The sequence below is a fragment of the Nitrosomonas sp. genome, assembly GCA_031316255.1.
Taxonomy (GTDB): domain Bacteria; phylum Pseudomonadota; class Gammaproteobacteria; order Burkholderiales; family Nitrosomonadaceae; genus Nitrosomonas.
In genome coordinates this window covers 2,671,645-2,692,957 of sequence record JALDQW010000001.1, presented here as the reverse complement: position 1 = coordinate 2,692,957, position 21,313 = coordinate 2,671,645, and the positions used below count along the sequence as shown (strand labels likewise).

The following is a 21,313-nucleotide window of genomic DNA, read 5'->3' as shown; positions in this document are numbered from 1 at the left end:
CCTTATTTTAACGACAGTGGTCCAATCACAAGTCCTCGCACGTAAGTGGCGACCCAAGAATTTTACTGAATTGACCGGGCAGGAACACGTCGTTAGGGCGCTGCGAAATGCGCTCGAACAAAATCGGCTACACCATGCCTACTTGTTCACTGGTACACGTGGCGTTGGAAAAACCACAATTGCACGCATACTGGCCAAAGCATTAAACTGTGAAAAAGGAATTTCATCCACACCGTGTGGAACCTGCGCAGCCTGTATGCAAATCGATGGCGGCAATTTTATTGATCTGATCGAACTGGACGCCGCATCGAATACTCAGGTCGATCATATGCGCGATCTGCTCGAGAATGCACTTTATGCACCAACCAGCGCACGATTCAAGATCTATATCATCGATGAAGTGCATATGCTCTCCAAATCGGCGTTTAACGCAATGCTGAAAACGCTTGAAGAACCACCTGCACATGTCAAATTTGTCCTGGCCACCACAGATCCTCAGAAAATACCGGTCACCGTATTATCCAGGTGCCTGCAATTTAATTTAAAACAAATTCCGGCAACACGCATTGCAGTCTACCTTGAAAATATTTTAATTCAAGAAAACATATCGGCCGATGAAGCCGCTCTGGTGCTTATTGCACAAGCCGCCCAAGGCAGCATGCGCGATGCCTTGAGTATTCTGGATCAGGCAATCGCTTTTGGTGAAGGCACGGTAACCCAAAATGCGGTGCGCGACATGCTCGGTGCAATTGATCAACACTATCTCTATGATCTACTCGATGCATTGGCATCTCGAAACGGACAACAGGTGTTATCCCTGGCTGAAGAGATGGAAGCACAGTGCCTGTCATTTGAAACGGCTTTGCAGGATCTGGCAACGGTGCTGTACCGTATCGCATTGGCGCAATCAGTCCCGCAGTCAATCAATGAGGACATACCGGAATATCAACATATTTTGTCACTGGCTCAGCTATTTACGGCGGAAGATATTCAATTGTTTTATCAGATCGCAATACATGGACGCAATGATTTGAACCTTGCGCCGGATGAATACGCCGGCTTTACCATGACACTCATACGCATGTTGACGTTTATGCCCGACCATCTGGAAACGGACTCGCCAAAACAACACCATTCACTGGCACCGCAACAACAAGCGCCCAATAATGCCATAAAAAAAACACTTTCAGAGACAAACAACACTGCGCAAACATCTTCGTCGAACAGCAACACAATACCTGACTGGAACGATCTGGTTAAACAATTAAAATTGACCGGCATGGCTAAAATGCTGGCACAACATAGTGAAGCCAAAATACTAACCCGTGATAAAATCGAATTATTTGTCCCGGAAGTGCACAAATACTTGTTAGACAAGAAATATCAGAATACGATACAGGCCGCGCTGAATACCCATTTTGGAAAACCGGTGACACTCAATTTTGCCATTGGCAGCATTACCGGCTTAACACCGGCGGCGATTAACCAGCTTGAAAATGAAACGAAACAGACCGAAGCAATAGCAGCCATTGAAAAAGATCCTGTTGTACAGGAGCTGGTGGATAATTTTGATGCAAAAATCATAGAATCTTCAATCAAACCCATTCAAAACTAAAGGAGACACATCATGAAAGCCAACCTTGCTAATATGATGAAACAAGCGCAGCAGGTGCAAGAAAATATGAAGCAAATGCAGGAAAAACTGGCCACAATGGAAGTCGAAGGCCAATCGGGTGCAGGAATGGTCAAAGTCGTCATGACCTGCCGCCACGATGTGAAAAGCGTGCAAATCGATAACAGTCTCGTTGGAGACGGGGATGACAAGGAAATGCTGGAAGATTTGATTGCAGCCGCTTTTAATGATGCTGTACGCCGCGTTGAAACGACAACCCAGGAAAAAATGGCCGAGCTCACCGGTGGACTCGGTTTGCCACCCGGCATGAAACTGCCGTTCTAGTCCAAAGCAGTCAAACGTTTTTATGCCTGCAAAAATGCCTTTCAGATCCGGCAAGAAAAAAACGCCGATGCGGTCTCCTGTATCTGAAAAACATAATTCTTCCACCACGGCTGTCACCTTTAAGCTGCAGAAACTTTTAGCGCAAAAGGGACTGGGCTCCAGACGTGAAATGGAAGCATTGATCGCTTCAGGGCAAGTCAGTATCAATGGCAGAATCGCCATACTCGGCGACCGTGTCAACGCAAAAGACAGAGTTCAGATCGGCAAGCGCGTTATCCATTTTGATTTGACTGAACGATTGCCCCGTGTGCTGCTGTATCACAAACCTGAAGGTGAAATTGTCAGCCGGCATGATCCGGAAGGCCGCCCGACGGTTTTTGAAAAACTGCCGCATCTCAGGTCTTCCAAATGGGTTGCAATCGGACGTCTGGATTTCAAAACCAGCGGTTTGTTGATATTTACCACAGATGGTTCGCTGGCCAATCGGTTTATGCATCCACGCTTTGAAGTTGAACGCGAATACGCGGTGCGTATCATTGGGGAATTGACCGCCGATCAAATCACACAACTGACAACCGGTATTCAGCTGGATGATGGCATTGCTTCATTCACCGAGCTTGCCGAACACGGTGGCGATGGAATCAACCGCTGGTACCGTGTTATTCTAAAAGAAGGAAAGAATCGGGAAATCCGGCGCATGTTTGAAGCACTCGGCATTATGGTCAGCCGGCTGATGCGCGTTCGATTCGGGCCGGTCAATTTGCCCCCGCGTATCAAGCGCGGCAAATGGCTGGAACTTGATGAAAAGGAAACACGGCGTTTGCTAACGCTACTTCCTTGATACACGGGTCAGTCTTCAAGCTGATCGCAATTGAGCAAAAAAACAAAACCATCACCCGCACTGGTTTCAAGCCAGGTAAACGGCAACCGGGGAAACGCCTCCATCAGCACTTCTTTGTTATGACCGATTTCAACAATGAGCAATCCTTGATCAGTCAGATAATTGGCGGCATCGGCTAAAATCCGTCGTGTTGCATCCAGTCCGTCCACACCGCTGGCAAGCGCGTTGATCGGCTCGTGCCGGTATTCTTCAGGCAATGAAACCATGGATTGCGCATTGACATACGGCGGGTTACTGATGATCAGGTCATAACGCTTACCGGATAATCCGCCAAACAAATCGGACTGGATCAAATGAACCTGCTGCTGCAATTGATAGTCTGCAATATTTCTTTCAGCAACGGCAAGCGCATCATCTGAGATATCTACAGCATCGACTTCGGCATGTTCAAATGCCAGCGCTATCAATATGGCCAGACAACCTGAACCCGTACACAGATCCAGCGCAGTATGGATTTCACCAGGATCGGCAATCCAGGGTTCCAACTGATTTTGCAAATGCTCTGCGATGAATGAACGCGGTATGAGAACGCGTTCATCGACATAAAAGGAATAATCGGCTAACCAGGCTTCATGCGTCAGATACGCGGCAGGTTTTTTCTCTGTGATACGCCGCTCCAGGATTGCCCATACCTGATCAAACTCATCACTTGTAAGTCTTGCATCAAGAAAGGGTTCCAGCTGCTCCAGCGGCAAATGCAAGGCATGCAGTATAAGATAAGCGGCTTCATCATAAGCAGTGGCGGAACCGTGACCAAAAAAAAGTCCGGCCCGATTGAAGCTGCTGACAGCAAAACGCAGCAGATCGCGTATTGTATATAATTGCGTTTTATCCTGAGTAAACATGTATTCTAAACTGATTATGATCAAAGCACACGAAGCTGGGAAAATTAAATATGCAAATGTAGCATATTAACCCACTGGATGACCTGAACCTTTTAAACAATGTATCAAACTGGCGTGAGTGATAAAAATCGATAATGATATCAAGTTTATGCGTTTGGCACTCGAACAAGCGTCAAAGGCACAGATGCTCGGTGAAGTACCGGTCGGCGCGATAGTCGTGCATGATGAAAATGTTATTGGCTACGGACATAATTGTCCCATCACCACCCAAGACCCAACAGCGCATGCTGAAATTATGGCATTACGGGATAGCGCACACCGTTTAAATAATTATCGCCTGCCCGGTTGTACGCTCTATGTTACATTGGAGCCCTGCATCATGTGCATTGGCGCGCTGTTTCATGCAAGAATCAAACGCCTGGTTTATGCCGCTGCGGACCCTAAAACAGGCGTGTGCGGCAGTGTAATTGATCTGCCCGCCGAAACCCGGCTGAATCATCACATGCAGGTTAAAAGTGGCGTTTTGGTTAATGAGGCCAGTATGATGCTTAAGCATTTTTTTTCGCAAAGGCGTAAAATGCATCAAATCCAGTCCAAAAAGTAGCAGGAATGAAGATATTATGAAAATCAATATCTCTATCAAGCGGCAACAACTTGACTTACTGAACGCAGCCGGTCAAGTCATTAAGCACTATCGGATTTCTACTGCAAAAAAAGGCACGGGACAGCAATATGGGAGCTTTTGCACCCCGTTGGGCAAGCATATTATCCGCGCCAAAATTGGTTCAGGACAGCCCATCAATACGGTATTCATACGTCGTCGACCTACGGGAGAAATATATACACCGGAATTGGGACAGAAATATCCTGCAAGAGACTGGATATTGACGCGTATTCTATGGCTGTCCGGTTGCGAACCTGGTTTTAACCGGTTCGGCTCTGTAGATACCATGCGTCGCTATATCTATATTCATGGCAGTCCAGACAGTGTGGAAATGGGGAAACCGGGTTCCATTGGTTGCATTCGCATTTCCAATAACGATCTGCTGGAGTTGTTTAACAACGTTACCACAGGCACGGAAGTCAACATCATTCAATAACAACAGCAAAGCCGGTAATGCAGACACTTGACTGGAAACCTGACATTTTCAGTATTTCAGTGTCAATACCACTTAATTAATCATTCGACTCAATCGAAAACCAAACAATTTGGAATTAGCGATGATGGATTATTATGCATATTAGACTTTTCGTTACCGGGTTTGATACATTCCATTGCTTTTTGATTGCTGCTTTAATTGGTTTGCCTTCTTGCGCTATTGCAGAAGAATGGATATACACCGTCAGGCCTGGAGACAATCTGTGGAATCTCACCGAGCGCCATCTGACGGATATGCGGTATATAAGCCGTTTACAACAGTTGAACAACATTAAGAACCCTTATGTCATACCGCCCGGCACACAACTGAGAATACCACTGTCCTGGACTCGGTTGGTTGGGAATACGCAGGCAAAAATTGTCAGTGTCCACGGCACAGCGGTTGTCCATCGCGCCAATCAAGCAATAATCCCTGCGGTATCGGGTATGCAGTTAATGTCAGGTGATTTGATTCAGAGTGAGAACGATTCTTTCGTTACCATTGAATTTAGCGATAACTCACAATTGCGTATTCAAGAAAACAGCCAAGTTCGCTTGAAAGAAATGCGTATATTTGGTGACCATGGCTTGGTTGATACGTTGATTTATCTGGAACAAGGACGTACCGAAAACTCAGTTCGGAAAGATTCTTCCAAAGGTACGCGATTCAGGATACAAACACCCTCGGCAATCAGTTCTGTCAGAGGAACGGCTTTTCGTGTCGGCATAGATGCATCGCAATCCAGCACCTCAAGTGAGGTTCTTACGGGCAACATCGATGTCAGTGGTGAAAAGAGAAAAGTCAAAGTACCCACAGGGTTCGGCACGGTAACCGCTATAGGCGCTCCGCCTGCACAACCGGTAACACTTCTGCCGCCCCCCGATTTATCCGATACACATCGCTACTACGAAAGTCTTCCACTCGCGATTCATCTCGCCCCATTAGCAGGCGCCAAGGCATATCGCACACAAATCGCATTGGACAAAGCATTTGACCATTTGCTATCTGAATTTACTACCGCAACACTCCCCTTCCGTGATGGTGATATTCCGGACGGAGATTACTGGTTAAGAATTCGCGGCATCGATGAATCCGGGATTGAAGGAAAAGATGCCGTCATTGCTTTCTCACTCAATGCACGTCCGGCCCCCCCCTTCGTTAGCGCCCCTTTGCCAGATGGTGTAACAACACCAGAAAATCAGAAATTTAACTGGACCACTCAGTCTGAAGCAACGCATTACACCCTGATGATTAGCCGAAACACTGATTTTACAGACCTGGTTTATTTCAATCCTGAAATCAAGGAAAACAATTTATCTTTGCCTGAATCACTAGCACCTGGTCATTATTTCTGGCGTATTGCCTCGGTTTCGCCAAGTGAAGGCATGGGCCCGTTCAGCGACACCATGCCCTTCAGAGTGCCTTATCCAGGGCCTTCGCTTGACGAAACGCAATTGGATGAAAAAGAAATGACATTCGCCTGGCGTAGTGTTGCCGAAGGACAAAGTTTCAACTTTCAATTTTCTCGTGATAAAACATTTACCGATATCATTGTTGACGAAATTACACCGGCTTCTCGAATGTCCATAGAAAAACCGCCCGGCGGGACTTATTATCTGCGCATCAAAACAATTGAATCCGACGGTTTTGAAGGCCCTTGGGGGCCGCTCCAAACCATCGAAATTCCGCGTGATATTCCCTACTGGCTGATGCTGTTACTGTTATTGCCGCTTCTCGTTCTAATATGATTTCACTGGAAAATTTAAGCGCACAGTACAATACCTTTGTATTGCGTATCGCACTGCTGATTACTGCAGTCGCAATCATCGCTTATTCCGAAATATTGGAACGTCTGGATTTCGTCATCTATGATGAATTGTCGTCACTCATCCAATATCCGCAGGACTCCGACACGATTATTGTGGCGATCGACGAAGAAAGCCTCGGTGTTTTAGGACGCTGGCCGTGGTCAAGGGGCATACATGCAGAATTGATTAACCGATTGAAATCGATTGACAATAAAAAACTTGCACTGGACTTGCTTTTTTCAGAACTGCAAAACCATGATTCCCATGCGGACGAGTTATTGGCCACGGCAATTGCGGCGCACGGAAACGTCATACTGCCAGTCGCACCCCTGTCAGCGGCTGATCCGGATTCAATATATCTGGCTGCGCCACACCCGCTGTTCAGACAATATGCCGTCTTGGGGCATGTCGATGTGGAACTTGACAGCGATGGTGTTGCACGGCGTGTTTTTCTATATGCAGGCATCAACGAACCTGCCTGGCCTGCGCTGGCGCTACTTCTGGCTGACCCTACAACTGCGAGAAAACCACATGGACTGAACAATGAATATAAACAATCAACTGATCCGTTGAAACATTGGTTTCGTTCGAACGAGATACTGATTCCCTATGCTGGAAAATCCGGAAGTTTTCGTCAAGTCTCTTACGCAAGTGTTTTATTCAACGATGATATTCTTGCCAGCCTCAAAGACAAAACCGTTATAGTCGGCATGACCGCTGCAGGCCTGGGCGCGCGTTTTACCACACCGGTATCACCCATAAACCGGCAACTCATGACAGGTGTTGAGTGGCATGCGAATGTCTATTCGATGCTGCAAAATAATCGCGCCATTCATGCACTTTCCAAACCATGGACTGCGGTGTTATCTGTTTTGTGGATATCCATTATCCTAATGGGAATTAGCTGGGCAAAAAGAAATCTGACAATTCCACTCCTCTCGATCTTATTGATGGCATGTTTATTTATTATTTATCATCTACTGAAAATTCATCATATCTGGATTTCACCCTCCGCGGCGTTACTGGGCACTGTGGCAATCTATCCGTTGTGGAACTGGCAGCGCATTAACCAGTTTTTAAGCTCGTTTCTGATTTCGAGTGTACGTTCGAGCACCGCTCTGGAAGCAATCAGAGATGGTGTTATCATAACCGATGCACATAATCATGTTGTTTATATCAACAAGGGCGCCGAACATATTTTGAAGTCCGAATTCAATCAAATTAAGGGAAAGGCGCTACAACAAATACTGCATCTGAATTCAAAACATGAAAATCCAATCTGCGTCTCCGCCATCAAAAACATACTGACAGACGGTTCGGATAGTTTTGAAGCCCTTGAATGCAGTTTAATAACAACACAGGGTAACGAACTGACTGTCCGGATTACCCAAAACCAGCTGTATGATCAACAAAAAATACGCCTGGGGTCTGTAATTGCCATGACCGATATTAGCGATACCGTTGAGCTGACGCAGCGGATCGCACACCAGGAACACTATGATCGCCTGACAAAATTGCCAAACCGCTCAACATTACTGTCCCGCTTCGATCAAATGATACAGGCAACCCAGGATACCGGAAAAATTTTTACCGTATTCTTTGTAACATTGGATAATTTCAAGAAAATAAATGATGCCATGGGACATCAAGCCGGAGACAAATTGCTCAAGATGGTTTCCCGACGTTTATATGGCGTTTTGCATCATGACGATTTTATTGCACGCTGGGGAGGGGATGAATTCATCTTGTTATTTGATTATCTCAGCGACACTGATTCGGCGTCGGAAATGGCCCAGAAAATTCTTGATGTCATTAACCAGCGGTTTGAAATCGACGAACTTGAAGTATTTGTTTCCGCCAGCATCGGCATCTGTTTCTATCCGAAAAATGGACAAACCAGTGAAGCTGTTTTAGAACGGGCCGGTACAGCAATGTATCGTGCCAAGCGCGATGGCGGCAATCGCTTTGAATTCTATTCTTCCAAATCCACTGAAGTATGGACACGCGACCGGCTTGAAATGGAGAAGGAATTACGCTCCGCAATCAAAAACAATGAACTGCAAGTTTTATTTCAACCGATAATTAATGCAGAAACACATCATATTGCCCGGATGGAAGCACTGGTTCGCTGGCCACACCCAACCAGGGGCTATTTATCACCCAGTGAATTTATTCCGCTTGCTGAAAATGCCGGCCTGATTGAGCAACTCGGAGAACTGGTATTAAGCGTTTCCTGTAGCGCTGCCCATCAGCTTTTGAAGTTGGGTTATCCCGTCAAGATCTCGGTTAACGTCAATCCTCGTCAGTTACTGCATGCAAATTTTCTGCAAACCATTGTATCAATTTTGCAGCATACCAATTTACCATCCCATTCGTTAATACTCGAAATCACCGAAAGCACCATTATCAATGATATCGATCGCGTCGGAGGTATTTTAAAAAAAATCAAGGAACTTGAAATTTTAATCGCGCTGGATGATTTTGGAACGGGTTATTCTTCGTTAACTTTATTGCGTGAACTTCCCATTGACATCCTGAAAATCGACAAGTCTTTCGTGCGCACGCTCGATCAGAATCAAAATGATTTAAAAATTGTTCAGGCAATTATCGGCTTAAGTATCAATATGGGGCTGATCGTGGTTGCTGAAGGCGTCGAGACAGTCCAACAAACCAAAATTCTACTTCAACACCAGTGCTACTACCAGCAAGGCTACTATTTCAGCAGGCCTGTTCCCTATAATGCCTTGCTCGCACTGATTAATATAAACAACAAAAATACCGGCAAAACAAACGATGCCTTTGATCCAGCCATCAGTAAAAGGGAAACGCTAAAAGGGTAATATTTCGTTCGGATCACCTATGGCGCTGATTTCCCGTATCGCCTGAACATAAGCAGCATCTTCCCTTAATTTTGTCATGGAAACAAAATACCGCTTACCGTGCATGCGCGCATAACGCGCAAGGGTGGCTGCAGATATATTCCATTGCAGCTTGCCCAATAATTCGTCAACCGCTTGTGCATCGTTACACACCAGAATCATATCGCACCCCGCCTCAAGCGCGGCATATGCACGCGATACGATAGTCTTAAAGTGGCCGACCCCTTTCATGCTTAAATCATCGCTAAAAATGCAGCCTTCAAACCGTAATTCCCCGCGCAAAATTTTTTGCAGCCAAAACCGTGAAAAACCCGCCGGATATTGATCGATCTGGGAATAGATCACATGCGCGGCCATCACACCAGCGATACCAAAATCAATCATCCGTTGAAACGGAATTAAATCATCCATTTCAATATCGGCATATTGACGATGGTCTATCGATTTCTCGTGATGCGAGTCCGCTTGTATGAAACCATGCCCTGGAAAATGTTTACCGACAGCCTGCATGCCCCCTGCTTTTAGTCCCTGCATCAACGCATGGGCAAGATCGGAAATTGCCTGCGGTTCACGGTGAAACGCGCGATCACCAATAACACTGCTGTGACCGTGATCAACATCCAGTACCGGTGTAAAACTCAAATCAACACCACTGACTATCAATTCAGCAGCCAGAACATAACCCACATGCCTGGCAAGCTGACGGGCTCGCGCCGGGTGTAAATCCCAGATTTTACCGAGTTCGCGCATTGCGGGCAGCCGTGTAAATTCTTCCTTGAACCGCTGTACCCGCCCGCCTTCCTGATCAACCGCAATTAACAAATGCGGCGTTCTGAGGCACCTGATTTCCTGAGTCAGTGCGATCAATTGTTTTTGAGAGGAGAAATTGCGTGAAAATAAAATGACTCCGCCAGTCAGCGGATGTTGCAGACGCCTTTTATCTTCGTCAGTAAGATCACAACCGGCTATATCGAGCATGACGGGCCCGAGTGACATGATTATTTCTCCAGAACGACAAAAGCGCAGGCGATGTTACGTTCATCGCTGATCGACAGATAGTGACCGATAATGCCAATCTCGCTGATCAATCGGTCCAGCTCCGGGTGAAATTCAAAATAGGGTTTACCCAACCCATCATGCGTAATGGTGATAAAGTTCAGATTGACTGGATGACGCAAGCCCGTTCCCATTGCTTTTGAAAGCGCTTCCTTGGCAGCAAAGCGGCCTGCCAAAAATAATGCGGGCTTACTGCTGTTTTGATATTCCTGCCACTCAGGATCGGTTAAAATTCGTCGCGCAAATTTATCCCCATATCGCTCTAGTGAACGCGCAATTCTTGCAGGATCAACCAGGTCTGTGCCAATACCGTAGATCACGTACTTGCTCCAGATATCAGTTGTTTCATTTCCTGAACCGCTTTGTCCAGACCAACAAAAAGTGCATGGGCAATAATCGCGTGACCGATATTCAACTCCGAAATTCCCGGAATTGCCGCAATTGCTTGCACATTCTGATAATGCAAACCATGGCCAGCATTTACTTTTAACTTCCGGTTAACCCCGTAAGCAACAGCTTTTTTTATTTTTTCAAGTTCATCTGTCTGCTCAGCCATGGTCGTAGCATCAGCAAAGCTACCCGTATGGATTTCGATAACCGGTGCGCCAGCACCGATTGCGGCATCAATTTGTTCGAAATCGGCATTGATAAACAATGAAACGCGCACACCCGCATCGCTCAATTGGCCGCATGCTTGTTTAACTTGCTCAAAATGTCTGATAACATCGAGTCCACCTTCTGTAGTCAGCTCTTCACGCCGTTCTGGAACCAGACAGATATCGTGCGGTCTGATCTGCAGTGCAATATCGATCATTTCAGACGTCACTGCGCTTTCCAGATTCATGCGTGTTTTAAGCAAGTCCCGCAGCACGATGACATCCTGATCCTGAATATGTCGCCGATCCTCACGCAAATGCAATGTAATCGCATCTGCACCTGCTGATTCAGCAATCACTGCGGCTTCGATCGGGCTCGGATACGGAGTACCACGCGCTTGTCTCAGAGTAGCTACATGATCTATATTAACGCCAAGTTCAACCATGATGTTTTGTTCCGGATAAGGTCTAATGAATCAGTTTTATCAATCAATTTGCAATATACGATATGTACGCTTTAACGATGCCGCATTTTCTGACAAATAAGGTTATTCATGTCCCAGTGTTTTCAGGATATTAATATTGTCCGCCCACCCGCTTCTCACTTTAACCCAAACCTGCAAAAACACCTTTTTATCGAAAAGCTTTTCCATTTCTTTGCGCGCCTGACTCGCGATCAGCTTAAGTTTCTCACCGTTTTTTCCAATGACTATAGCCTTTTGCCCGGACTTGTCCACTAAAATTGTGGCATAAATTTTGCTCAATTTTTCTGTTTCGGTAAATTGATCGACAACAACACTTGTTGAATAAGGAATTTCGTCTCCAATCAGGCGAAACAATTTTTCCCGAATCAGTTCGGCTGCAATAAATCGTGTACTTTTATCGGTAATTTCATCCGCAGCGAATAGCGGGGGATTTTCTGGCAAATGCGGGCGAATCACATCAATAAGTTTTGTCAGCTGTGTTTGTTTTTCCGCACTGACCGGAATTATCGCCGCGTAGTTGAATTTTTTTTCCATCGCTTCAAGAAATGGCAATAGCTGGTTTTTATCCGCCAACTTGTCTATCTTGTTAACAACCAGTATGACCGGAACAGATTCGGGCAACAGGCTTAACACAAGCTGATCCTGTTCATCAAAACGCGGCGCTTCTATTACAAACAAAACCACATCGACATCCGACATACTCTGGGACACAACACGATTCATAGCAGTATTCATACGATTTTTGTACCGCATTTGGAAACCCGGTGTGTCGACAAAGATAAACTGTGCAAGTCCGTCGGTTAAAATACCACTGATTCTATAACGCGTTGTTTGCGCCTTTCTGGACGTTATGCTGATTTTTTGTTGTATCAGATTATTGAGCAAGGTTGATTTACCCACATTCGGACGACCTACGATGGCAATATATCCAGTACGAAAATGAGAATCAGACAGCATACTGAAAATAGCTCACCATAAAACGTTTTTTCGTCTACTCAAATAGTTATGTGATAACTAATTAACAACGTTCGCCAACTCATAGGCTTTTTTTGCCGCGGCCTGTTCCGCACTGCGGCGGCTGGAACCTTCACCTAACGTACGTATATTGAATTCAGGCACCAGGCATTCCACTTTAAACTTTTGTTGATGCGCTTTTCCAAGTGTCGTTACAACTGTATATTCAGGCAGATCCAGCTTCTGACTTTGCAATAACTCCTGCAGCAATGTTTTGGGATCCTTTCCATGGGTGGAATGATCGATAGTACTCAGTATGGGCGTATAGAGTCTGGTGATCACAGCTTCTGCCTGCACAAAATCACTGTCAACAAATATTGCTCCAAAAACAGCTTCCAGCGCATCAGCCAGAATCGATGGGCGTTGACTGCCCCCGCTTTTTAATTCACCTTCACCCAGTCGTATCAGTTGATCCATATCCAGAGAAAGCGCCATATCCGATAACGCTTTTTGATTAACCAAACTTGCACGTAACCGGGATAACCGTCCCTCGGGAACATCTTGAAATCTTTTAAAAATCAAACCGGCAATTGCGCAATTCAGCACGCTATCTCCGAGGAATTCCAGTCGCTCATTATGTGTCACGCTGTGACTGCGGTGTGTTAATGCTTCTTGCAGTAACCCGGTCTGAACAAATTGATACCCCAGCCGGTTACAAAACTGATCCACCATCTTTTTCCGATTAGCTTGCATGTTGTTTACAAGAATCCGATTTAGAGATTATCAATTGCTTTTTGTCTCAAAATCTATTTGCAGTGAAATATTGGCAAACAACGGCACATTAACCGAATAGTCGACACTGAGTTGGTTTTTTCCATTGTCACGGGTAATCTTGAGATTGTTCTCGCGAATCACGGTGATGTTGTCTATCTGGGCACGTTTACTAAAGGCAAGCCTGACGTGGGTGGCATTAGCATTTTGTAAACTGGCATCATTAGCGATCGCATCTAAATTTTTCTTGATTGTGGCATTTTCAATATATACGGGAACAAGTTTCATACCCAGCACAGCAACCAGCACAAGCACAACTGACCATAACAACATACCCGATAATGTCAGACCCTGCTGTTTAAAACGGTTTGCTTTCAAATTCATGATTTTCTCCCAAGAAAATTTTTCTCGACTATTGGATACTTTGACCTATTCGATCAAAGTCTCCAAAATTCCACCAAATCATAAATGCTTTGCCCACGATGTTTTCTTCCGGAACAAAACCCCAGTACCGGCTATCGCTGCTGCTATCTCTGTTGTCGCCCAAGGTAAAATAATTTCCAGGCGGAACAGTACAGGTAAATCCCGTACGACTATATTTACAATTCTCCCGAAATGGGAACATGCGAACGCTGGAATACTGCAAACCGTTCACTTCCTGATTAATTAAAATGGAGTGATTGGTTTCGCCAAGATATTCTGCAAATTTTTCCGAATAAATATACCCCAAACCCGGTTCCACATATTTATAATCACCTTCGTAGTCTTGTTTCACCATTTGTTCATTAATAAACAATTGTTTATTATGATATGTGACGATATCGCCGGGAACCCCAACAACACGTTTGATATAGTCAATGGAAGGATCTTCCGGATAACGGAATACCAGCACATCACCCGCTTTGGGGTTATCCATGTCGATTATTTTTTTGTTAATGACTGGCAGTCGTATACCATAGGTATACTTGTTCACGAGAATAAAGTCTCCAACAATTAAAGTTGGAATCATAGAACCAGAAGGAATCTTAAAAGGTTCAATAATAAATGAACGCAGACAAAATACAATCAGAATAATCGGAAAAAAGCTTTTAGGATACTCAATCCACCAGGGTTCTTCTTCATCAGACTTGCGTTTATGCCGCAAAACAAAGTAATCGAGCGCCCAGACTGCACCGGTTATAACCAGCAAACTAAACAAGACCAAAGGAAAATTCATGAATTTACCTTCCTGAATATACTGAATAATTAATAAGCATCACTATACTTCCTTTGAGAATTTATTTGATCCATACTCGAATAAAATCTGATCTATTTATTATCAGCTTGCAAAATCGCCAAAAAAGCTTCTTGAGGAATTTCCACGTTACCAACACGTTTCATTCTTTTTTTACCAGCTTTCTGCTTTTCAAGCAATTTTCGCTTCCGTGTAATATCGCCTCCGTAACATTTTGCCAGGACATTTTTACGTAAAGCCTTGACACTTTCTCTGGCAATAATATGTGCGCCCACTGCTGCCTGTACGGCAATGTCAAACATCTGGCGCGGAATGAGCTGACGCATTTTCTGTGCTAATTCACGCCCGCGCTGTTGGCTACTGCTGCGATGCACAATCAATGAAAGCGCATCAACCCGATCACCATTAATTAATATGTCCAGCTTGACCAGGTCTGAAGCTCGAAATTCTTTAAATTCATAATCCATCGACGCATAACCACGGCTTGCCGATTTGAGTCGATCAAAGAAATCCAGAACGACCTCATTCAAGGGTAGCTCATAGGTCAACATGACCTGTTTACCCAGATATTGCATATTTCTCTGGCTACCGCGCTTATTCACACATAATGTAATCACCGCACCGACAAATTCATCAGGAACCAGTATGGTTGTTGTTATAATTGGTTCCCGAATTTCAGCAATTTTAGATAAGTCAGGTATTCGTGACGGGTTATCAATTTCAATGACTGCTCCATCACGCATCAGTATTTGATAGATAACTGTGGGCGCCGTTGTAATCAAATCCATGTCATATTCTCTTTCGAGACGTTCCTGCACGATATCCATATGCAACAACCCCAGGAATCCACAGCGGAAACCAAAACCTAACGCCTGTGAAGTCTCAGGCTCAAATTGTAGAGATGAATCGTTGAGTCTGAGTTTCTCTAATGCCGCACGCAAGGCATCATATTGATTCGATTCGACTGGATACAATCCTGCAAAAACCTGCGGCTTGATTTCTTTGAATCCTTTTAGCGGTTCTTTTGCGGGATTATTAAATAAGGTAACCGTGTCACCGACCTTTGCTGCATCCAGTTCTTTAATGCCGGATATCACAAAACCCACTTCGCCAGCACTTAATGAATTCCGGTTCAGAGATTTGGGAATAAACACACCCACTTGTTCACAAAGGTGGGTTACTTTGCTGGCCATCAACAAAATCTTGTCGCCCGGTTTAAGCGTACCATCCATCACACGCACCAGGATCACAACACCGACATAGTTATCAAACCAGGAATCGATAATCAGCGCTTTTAATGGCGCATCAGGGTCGCCTTTCGGTGCAGGTATCTGGCGGACAACAGCCTCCAATACGTCTTCAATTCCCTCGCCGGTTTTAGCGCTGACTCGCAATGCATTCTGCGCTTCAATCCCAATAACATCTTCAATATTTTCGATCACGCGTTCGGGGTCGGAAGCCGGCAGATCTATTTTGTTCAAAACGGGAACAACCTCTACACCCTGCTCGATCGCTGTATAACAATTGGCAACCGTTTGAGCCTCAACACCCTGTGACGCATCGACTACTAGCAATGCCCCCTCACACGCAGCCAAAGATCGTGAAACTTCGTATGAAAAATCGACATGCCCTGGGGTATCAATCAGGTTCAGCAAATAGGTCTCACCATCTTTGGCTTTATAGTGCAACGCAACGGTTTGCGCCTTGATGGTAATACCTCTTTCCTTTTCCAGATCCATTGAATCCAGAACCTGTTCTTCCATTTCCCGCTCAGACAAGCCGCCGCAAAATTGAATGAGACGATCAGCCAGTGTGGATTTTCCGTGATCGATATGGGCAATAATTGAAAAATTACGTATCCGCTGCATTGGGCTATTCAGTAAAGATGATCTGTTGAGTATATCTGAACTATTAAATGTGCTTAATAGCTAAATACCGGCAACATCTAAGTCAAGAGGCAGCATTCTAACGAAATTTGACAAGATAATCATCCAAAGCAGCGATATCGAGATGATAATGGCAAATTTCCTTTTGATCGGCGCGTGACATGAGAACAGGTATTTTATCATTAAACTGCGCCACCAACTCAGGATCCGCATCAATATCAATCACTTGGAATTCAAATGATACCTGTGCTTGCTTTTCTTTCAGTGCAAGTATCATCTGTTCGCAAAGATGGCATGCTTCACGTCCATAAACAACCAGACCGGCAGTTTCGTCGAGTTTCACCATAAATTTATTCGCTCAACTGTCATCTTCAAGTTTCATAGTAATAAATGTTGTCAAATCACCCCGTTTGATCAGCAAGGCAATGTTTTTTCCTTCCTGCACTTGATCGAGCAACTGATTGAACTGTTCAACACTTTTCACATCTTTACTATTGAATCCAAGAATTATATCGTCTTTACGTATACCTGACTGGCTGGCAATACCGGGTTGAACACTTTCAACGAGCAAACCATTTTCTATATCCATTTGCTTCATTTGCTGTTTGGTCAATTCTCTAAGCGCAAGTCCCAGACGATTTGATTCCTCGGTTTTTTGACTTTGTTTTCTGTGAAAATGTTGATCAGACTCTTCTCTTGGAATTTCACCAACGGTCAATTTAATTTTCTTGATTGAACCATCTCGCCATACCTTGACCAAAATCTTGGAGTCAGGCGCCGTATTACCGACTATACGTGGCAAATCAGCCGAAGTCTCCACCTCCTGACCATTAAAGCCAAGAATAACATCACGCGCTTTGATACCGGCATTATCTGCCGGCCCATTCTTTTCTACCGACACAACCAATGCACCACGGGTTTCAGTCAAACCGAAGGACTCCGCCAATTCTTTGGTAACCTCCTGGATCATTACGCCAATTCTTCCGCGCCGGACAACTCCAGCAGTTTTAAGCTGGTTTGCAATATCAGTCGCAACGTTAATCGGTATGGCAAAAGACAAACCCATAAACCCGCCCGTGCGACTATAAATCTGCGAATTGATACCAACCACTTCTCCATTCATGTTGAATAACGGCCCACCCGAATTACCCGGATTAATAGCAACATCTGTCTGAATAAACGGCACATAATTCTCCTGAGCGAGAGAACGCCCTTTTGCGCTTACGATACCGGCTGTTACACTGTTTTCAAATCCAAACGGCGAGCCAATCGCAACTACCCACTCACCAACTTTAAGTTTATCCGGATCGCCTTGATTAACTTTTGGCAAATCTTCCGTCTCAATTTTTATCAACGCAATATCCGTTTTCTTGTCAGTACCGATTACTTCGCCAATAAATTCACGCTTATCATTTAATTTAACAGTAATTTCGCTTGCAGATTCGACCACATGCGCATTCGTCAGGATATAACCATCAGAACTAATAATAAATCCCGATCCCATTGATCTTGGCTCAGCTCTTCTCGGTGAAGAAAATGGCTCCATATGGCGCCTAAAAAACTCATAAAATGGCGAATCCTTGGGTAGATTTGGTATCTCAGGAAATAACTGTGCTACAGCATCCCGTTGTGTCTGGATTGTACTGATATTAACCACAGTAGCACCATACTTTTCAACCAGTCCTGTGAAATCAGGCAGCTCGTTGGCTTGAGCTGAAACAGTAGAAGACATAATAAACAAAAGAAACACTGTTAGATGGCGCATTATCCTTTTCCTCAGAAAGCCGATTAACATCAAGAATATAAACATTTTTTCAATGACCTGATATAATCAGGGCTTATTTTCCTATCAATAAAAAAGCGCTCAATAAGCGCAAATTAAATTTAACGATTGTTTAAAGCGACACGACAAACAGAACAAATCCGGTTACTGGACAATAACAGCGTCACCAATCAATTTTATTGTATTCAGAGGGACTTCCCCCACAGTTGTAATCTTGTTATTGTTCAACTCACGAACATAAATATTAATAGCGCCTCGGCTTGAATAAAAACCAGGTATCGGCGACGACGAATTTTCTTTAATCGGTTCGACAAATACCGATACCGTTGCCAGTTCATCGGTTAATACAATATGATCAACCACCATGCTTTTTCCATCCAGATTTCGCCTCATTTCGGCAATCTTTTTAAACCCCACAGGAAGTTCGCTAAGTTGCCACGCCAGTTCTCCATCCTCTAGAACAATCGTAGACAGATTAATTGTTTTCCAATCCAGTGACGATTGCATCAATTCCGGATCGAGCAGATTTTCTTCTATCTCATTACCAATTTCAATCTGGGCAAATGCAAATTGCTCGACTGTATTTTTTCTGTCTATCACGGCGGCTTTCAGCAATAAACCGGAATCGATATGCACCCAGAATTTATAACCATATCGCAAGTTATCTTTGGGTAATAGCTTGATCACCTGAGTATCATATCCCGCAATACGCACTTGTTTATCTATTACAATTGAATAATATTGTTTGATTTTCTCGGATGGCTGTGGCAATAGATCTGGAAAAAATTTTCTAAACCAGCGTTTTTCCGTATAAATTTTTTTGCTATTTGGCATATAGCACTTCATTTCATCATTATTTCTATAGACGATACGGGCCATGCCATCCAGAACTTCTATTTTTTCATGTTCACCTTTCCGGTCTACTCTGTGCGTAATCTGGGAGGTTTCCATGTGACCATCGGCGGAATATACAAATGTTCCACGAAAATTAAATTGACGGGGCGCCGCAGCAATTTTTTGTAACCATTCATATGCACTTTCAGTAAGAAGTGACTTATTCTCAGCATTTGCAGTCTGAGATACGAATGTGAGCAGTAGTACTAAAATAGGTAATGTAATACTTTTCATTGACCATAGTTATCATGAAAATCGGTCACAGGATAAATATATACTGATTGACCATGTGCAGCCGTTCCAACTGGAAAATCTTTATGAAAATTATGGAAGTTATGATAAAAAAGATAATTATCCATGTCTTCGGCTGCCATATATGGATATGCGCGTGTCGATTGAGGATGCGAGACCAAAACCGGTGTCAAAGGTCTGTCTAGTTCTACCTGGTTCTTCGTTTGTTCTGCCACAATAGTTGGACGCTGTTGTTGATAAGTATCCTCCATCACTACCCATGCTGTCACCATCGCAACAATGGATGCAGCCGTTGCAAATGAAAATACTTTTAATTTTGAATGTCCAGAAGTGATTTTTTGCGGTATAAAAACTGTAGGCTCGGATTTGAGTTGTTGGCTGACTCGTTGGGTAATATCTGCCGAAAAAGAAGTGTGTTGCCTTAACGTATCGCCAATTAAGTGGTAGGTTTCCCAGTCATTCTGCAGACTTGCGTCTTTCTTAAGCGTTTCAATTATTTTCTTGGCATCCTGATTAGCAAGCTCACCATCCATTAATTCGGATATCTTATTCTTCACTTCACCACCTCTTATCTTTGCTGGTGCCCAGTAGCGGGCGTAATTGTTCAGATATTGCTTCACGCGCACGGAATATGCGTGAACGCACTGTGCCTATAGGACATTCCATAATCCTCGCAATCTCTTCATAACTGAGTCCCTCAATTTCTCTTAATATGATTGCCGTTCGAAGTTCTTCAGGCAATTCCTCTAGTGTCTGGTTAACTGTTTGAGCAATCTGCTTGCTCATCAGTTCACTTTCAGGTGTATGCATTTCACGTAAAATACCACCTTCTTCAAAATTCTCGGCTTCTTCGGTATCCACACCGTGTAATGTTGGCGCTTTTCTTCCTTGAGAAACCAGATAATTTTTAGCAGTATTAATACCTATTCGATACAACCATGTATAAAATGCACTGTCACCACGAAAAGAAGGCAACGCTCTATATGCCTTGATAAAAGCTTCTTGGGCAACATCTTCCACTTCGGCCGGATCTCTAACAAATTGGGAGAGTAAGCGTATCAATTTACGTTGATATTTGGCAACCAATAAATCAAACGCATGCTTATCGCCATTTTGTACACGTTCCACCAATTGTTGATCGACTTCCCGATCACCCATACTACCCGATCCTTGTACATTTTAATAAAGAAAATAAAACAAATTATGAACTCGTTTTATGTCAACCGGGTCAAGTATACCTATTCAAATGGATCTCGGAAACCAATAAACCACAATCATAAAAGACAATAAACGAAACGAATAAGTTCACTAATCTAATACGCGCCAATCATAACCAACCTTTTTATTGGTGTTACGATCTGAAAATATTGCAATCTGATCATTTTCTTATAGTTAACTGCTCATCAAATTGATGCAATGGAATAGCCGGCTGCGGTTTCCATCCGGATTTACGATGATCAACAATTACATTGGTAAAAATACCGCCACGAACAAAGAAACGCGCCGTTAGCCGAATGTACCTCGGTTTTAATACGGTTATAAGATCTTCCAGAATCTGATTGGTTACAGCTTCATGAAAAGCCGCCTCATCGCGAAAAGACCAGATATAAAGTTTCAAGCTTTTAAGCTCCACACATTTCTTGTCCGGAATATAGTCCAATATCAAGGAGGCAAAATCAGGTTGCCCCGTTTTTGGGCACACACAGGTAAATTCCGGTATCTCCATATGAATCTGATAGTCTCTCTTGACAAAAGGGTTGGGAAAGGTCTCCAGTTGCTTGCTAGGTTTAGTTGACATTCAACAATTCTCTTCTTCCAGTTAATTCAGTTACAATAAATTATGATTGCTTACAATCACTGTTACCCTATCATC

Annotated in this window: 22 protein-coding genes; 7 read left to right on the top strand and 15 right to left on the bottom strand. The window is 44.0% G+C overall.

Annotated features, from left to right (window positions below):
* The first annotated feature begins 16 nt into the window (after positions 1-16).
* Genes dnaX through MRK00_12035 form a run of 3 tightly spaced genes read left to right on the top strand, consistent with a single transcriptional unit; the run spans position 17 to position 2,798 of the window.
* The gene (gene dnaX, locus MRK00_12045; protein MDR4518101.1) at positions 17-1,615 is read left to right on the top strand and encodes a DNA polymerase III subunit gamma/tau; all 1,599 of its coding nucleotides are present in this window, start codon (positions 17-19) and stop codon (positions 1,613-1,615) included.
* Between the two features lie 12 nt (positions 1,616-1,627).
* The gene (locus tag MRK00_12040; protein ID MDR4518100.1) at positions 1,628-1,957 is read left to right on the top strand and encodes a YbaB/EbfC family nucleoid-associated protein; all 330 of its coding nucleotides are present in this window, start codon (positions 1,628-1,630) and stop codon (positions 1,955-1,957) included.
* A 34-nt stretch (positions 1,958-1,991) separates the two neighbouring features.
* Entirely contained in the window at positions 1,992-2,798 is an 807-nt protein-coding gene (locus MRK00_12035; protein ID MDR4518099.1) for a pseudouridine synthase, read from the top strand.
* Between the two features lie 8 nt (positions 2,799-2,806).
* Here MRK00_12035 and prmB read toward each other — a convergent pair whose 3' ends face one another.
* Positions 2,807-3,703 (bottom strand): 50S ribosomal protein L3 N(5)-glutamine methyltransferase, encoded by an 897-nt coding sequence (gene prmB, locus MRK00_12030; protein ID MDR4518098.1) that lies wholly within the window; start codon positions 3,701-3,703, stop codon positions 2,807-2,809.
* A 148-nt stretch (positions 3,704-3,851) separates the two neighbouring features.
* On the opposite strand from prmB, the gene tadA reads away from it, so the two are divergent.
* The 4 genes from tadA (at position 3,852) to MRK00_12010 (ending at position 9,490) form a co-directional block, all read left to right on the top strand.
* Complete coding sequence (tadA, locus tag MRK00_12025; GenBank protein MDR4518097.1) at positions 3,852-4,307, top strand: tRNA adenosine(34) deaminase TadA; 456 nt, start codon at positions 3,852-3,854, stop codon at positions 4,305-4,307.
* Between the two features lie 16 nt (positions 4,308-4,323).
* Positions 4,324-4,803: a L,D-transpeptidase gene (locus MRK00_12020; GenBank protein ID MDR4518096.1), complete on the top strand. Its 480-nt coding sequence runs from the start codon at positions 4,324-4,326 to the stop codon at positions 4,801-4,803.
* A gap of 134 nt (positions 4,804-4,937) precedes the next feature.
* Complete coding sequence (locus MRK00_12015) at positions 4,938-6,590, top strand: FecR domain-containing protein (protein MDR4518095.1); 1,653 nt, start codon at positions 4,938-4,940, stop codon at positions 6,588-6,590.
* Entirely contained in the window at positions 6,587-9,490 is a 2,904-nt protein-coding gene (locus MRK00_12010) for an EAL domain-containing protein (protein MDR4518094.1), read from the top strand. Before MRK00_12015 ends, MRK00_12010 begins: the two co-directional genes overlap by 4 nt.
* On the opposite strand, the gene nagZ is transcribed toward MRK00_12010, so the two are convergent.
* From nagZ to queF, 14 genes are all read right to left on the bottom strand, one after another.
* Positions 9,479-10,525, bottom strand: coding sequence for a beta-N-acetylhexosaminidase (gene nagZ / locus MRK00_12005; GenBank protein MDR4518093.1), 1,047 nt, complete (start codon positions 10,523-10,525; stop codon positions 9,479-9,481). The two genes, MRK00_12010 and nagZ, sit on opposite strands and share 12 nt — an antisense overlap.
* 2 nt (positions 10,526-10,527) lie before the next feature.
* Positions 10,528-10,905, bottom strand: coding sequence for a holo-ACP synthase (gene acpS, locus MRK00_12000; protein MDR4518092.1), 378 nt, complete (start codon positions 10,903-10,905; stop codon positions 10,528-10,530).
* On the bottom strand, positions 10,902-11,627 hold the full coding sequence (pdxJ, locus tag MRK00_11995; GenBank protein MDR4518091.1) for a pyridoxine 5'-phosphate synthase: 726 nt from the start codon (positions 11,625-11,627) through the stop codon (positions 10,902-10,904). The genes acpS and pdxJ overlap by 4 nt, the downstream gene beginning before the upstream one ends.
* 102 nt (positions 11,628-11,729) lie before the next feature.
* Positions 11,730-12,623 (bottom strand): GTPase Era, encoded by an 894-nt coding sequence (era, locus tag MRK00_11990; GenBank protein MDR4518090.1) that lies wholly within the window; start codon positions 12,621-12,623, stop codon positions 11,730-11,732.
* A gap of 57 nt (positions 12,624-12,680) precedes the next feature.
* A complete protein-coding gene (rnc, locus tag MRK00_11985; GenBank protein ID MDR4518089.1) occupies positions 12,681-13,373 on the bottom strand; it encodes a ribonuclease III in 693 nt (230 codons plus the stop codon).
* A 30-nt stretch (positions 13,374-13,403) separates the two neighbouring features.
* Positions 13,404-13,775 (bottom strand): DUF4845 domain-containing protein, encoded by a 372-nt coding sequence (locus tag MRK00_11980; protein ID MDR4518088.1) that lies wholly within the window; start codon positions 13,773-13,775, stop codon positions 13,404-13,406.
* Positions 13,776-13,803: 28 nt separating this feature from the next.
* Complete coding sequence (lepB, locus tag MRK00_11975; GenBank protein MDR4518087.1) at positions 13,804-14,607, bottom strand: signal peptidase I; 804 nt, start codon at positions 14,605-14,607, stop codon at positions 13,804-13,806.
* A gap of 92 nt (positions 14,608-14,699) precedes the next feature.
* Complete coding sequence (gene lepA, locus MRK00_11970; GenBank protein MDR4518086.1) at positions 14,700-16,493, bottom strand: translation elongation factor 4; 1,794 nt, start codon at positions 16,491-16,493, stop codon at positions 14,700-14,702.
* Between the two features lie 97 nt (positions 16,494-16,590).
* On the bottom strand, positions 16,591-16,857 hold the full coding sequence (locus tag MRK00_11965) for a glutaredoxin family protein (protein MDR4518085.1): 267 nt from the start codon (positions 16,855-16,857) through the stop codon (positions 16,591-16,593).
* Positions 16,858-16,869: 12 nt separating this feature from the next.
* Positions 16,870-18,276: a DegQ family serine endoprotease gene (locus MRK00_11960; protein MDR4518084.1), complete on the bottom strand. Its 1,407-nt coding sequence runs from the start codon at positions 18,274-18,276 to the stop codon at positions 16,870-16,872.
* Positions 18,277-18,438: 162 nt separating this feature from the next.
* Complete coding sequence (locus MRK00_11955; GenBank protein ID MDR4518083.1) at positions 18,439-19,422, bottom strand: MucB/RseB C-terminal domain-containing protein; 984 nt, start codon at positions 19,420-19,422, stop codon at positions 18,439-18,441.
* Positions 19,419-19,997, bottom strand: coding sequence for a sigma-E factor negative regulatory protein (locus tag MRK00_11950; protein MDR4518082.1), 579 nt, complete (start codon positions 19,995-19,997; stop codon positions 19,419-19,421). The genes MRK00_11955 and MRK00_11950 overlap by 4 nt, the downstream gene beginning before the upstream one ends.
* Before the next feature lies 1 nt (position 19,998).
* Positions 19,999-20,598 (bottom strand): RNA polymerase sigma factor RpoE, encoded by a 600-nt coding sequence (rpoE, locus tag MRK00_11945; protein ID MDR4518081.1) that lies wholly within the window; start codon positions 20,596-20,598, stop codon positions 19,999-20,001.
* A gap of 220 nt (positions 20,599-20,818) precedes the next feature.
* Positions 20,819-21,238 (bottom strand): preQ(1) synthase, encoded by a 420-nt coding sequence (gene queF, locus MRK00_11940; protein MDR4518080.1) that lies wholly within the window; start codon positions 21,236-21,238, stop codon positions 20,819-20,821.
* Positions 21,239-21,313 lie beyond the last annotated feature (75 nt).

Bases quoted from the DNA above. Each gene is read 5' to 3' on its own strand.
- MRK00_12040 (MDR4518100.1), top strand. From the start codon at position 1,628: ATGAAAGCCAACCTTGCTAATATGATGAAACAAGCGCAGCAGGTGCAA.
- MRK00_12035 (MDR4518099.1), top strand. From the start codon at position 1,992: ATGCCTTTCAGATCCGGCAAGAAAAAAACGCCGATGCGGTCTCCTGTA.
- prmB (MDR4518098.1), bottom strand. From the start codon at position 3,703: ATGTTTACTCAGGATAAAACGCAATTATATACAATACGCGATCTGCTG.
- tadA (MDR4518097.1), top strand. From the start codon at position 3,852: ATGCGTTTGGCACTCGAACAAGCGTCAAAGGCACAGATGCTCGGTGAA.
- MRK00_12020 (MDR4518096.1), top strand. From the start codon at position 4,324: ATGAAAATCAATATCTCTATCAAGCGGCAACAACTTGACTTACTGAAC.
- MRK00_12015 (MDR4518095.1), top strand. From the start codon at position 4,938: ATGCATATTAGACTTTTCGTTACCGGGTTTGATACATTCCATTGCTTT.
- MRK00_12010 (MDR4518094.1), top strand. From the start codon at position 6,587: ATGATTTCACTGGAAAATTTAAGCGCACAGTACAATACCTTTGTATTG.
- nagZ (MDR4518093.1), bottom strand. From the start codon at position 10,525: ATGTCACTCGGGCCCGTCATGCTCGATATAGCCGGTTGTGATCTTACT.
- pdxJ (MDR4518091.1), bottom strand. From the start codon at position 11,627: ATGGTTGAACTTGGCGTTAATATAGATCATGTAGCTACTCTGAGACAA.
- era (MDR4518090.1), bottom strand. From the start codon at position 12,623: ATGCTGTCTGATTCTCATTTTCGTACTGGATATATTGCCATCGTAGGT.
- rnc (MDR4518089.1), bottom strand. From the start codon at position 13,373: ATGCAAGCTAATCGGAAAAAGATGGTGGATCAGTTTTGTAACCGGCTG.
- MRK00_11980 (MDR4518088.1), bottom strand. From the start codon at position 13,775: ATGAATTTGAAAGCAAACCGTTTTAAACAGCAGGGTCTGACATTATCG.
- lepB (MDR4518087.1), bottom strand. From the start codon at position 14,607: ATGAATTTTCCTTTGGTCTTGTTTAGTTTGCTGGTTATAACCGGTGCA.
- lepA (MDR4518086.1), bottom strand. From the start codon at position 16,493: ATGCAGCGGATACGTAATTTTTCAATTATTGCCCATATCGATCACGGA.
- MRK00_11965 (MDR4518085.1), bottom strand. From the start codon at position 16,857: ATGGTGAAACTCGACGAAACTGCCGGTCTGGTTGTTTATGGACGTGAA.
- MRK00_11960 (MDR4518084.1), bottom strand. From the start codon at position 18,276: ATGCGCCATCTAACAGTGTTTCTTTTGTTTATTATGTCTTCTACTGTT.
- MRK00_11955 (MDR4518083.1), bottom strand. From the start codon at position 19,422: ATGAAAAGTATTACATTACCTATTTTAGTACTACTGCTCACATTCGTA.
- rpoE (MDR4518081.1), bottom strand. From the start codon at position 20,598: ATGGGTGATCGGGAAGTCGATCAACAATTGGTGGAACGTGTACAAAAT.
- queF (MDR4518080.1), bottom strand. From the start codon at position 21,238: ATGTCAACTAAACCTAGCAAGCAACTGGAGACCTTTCCCAACCCTTTT.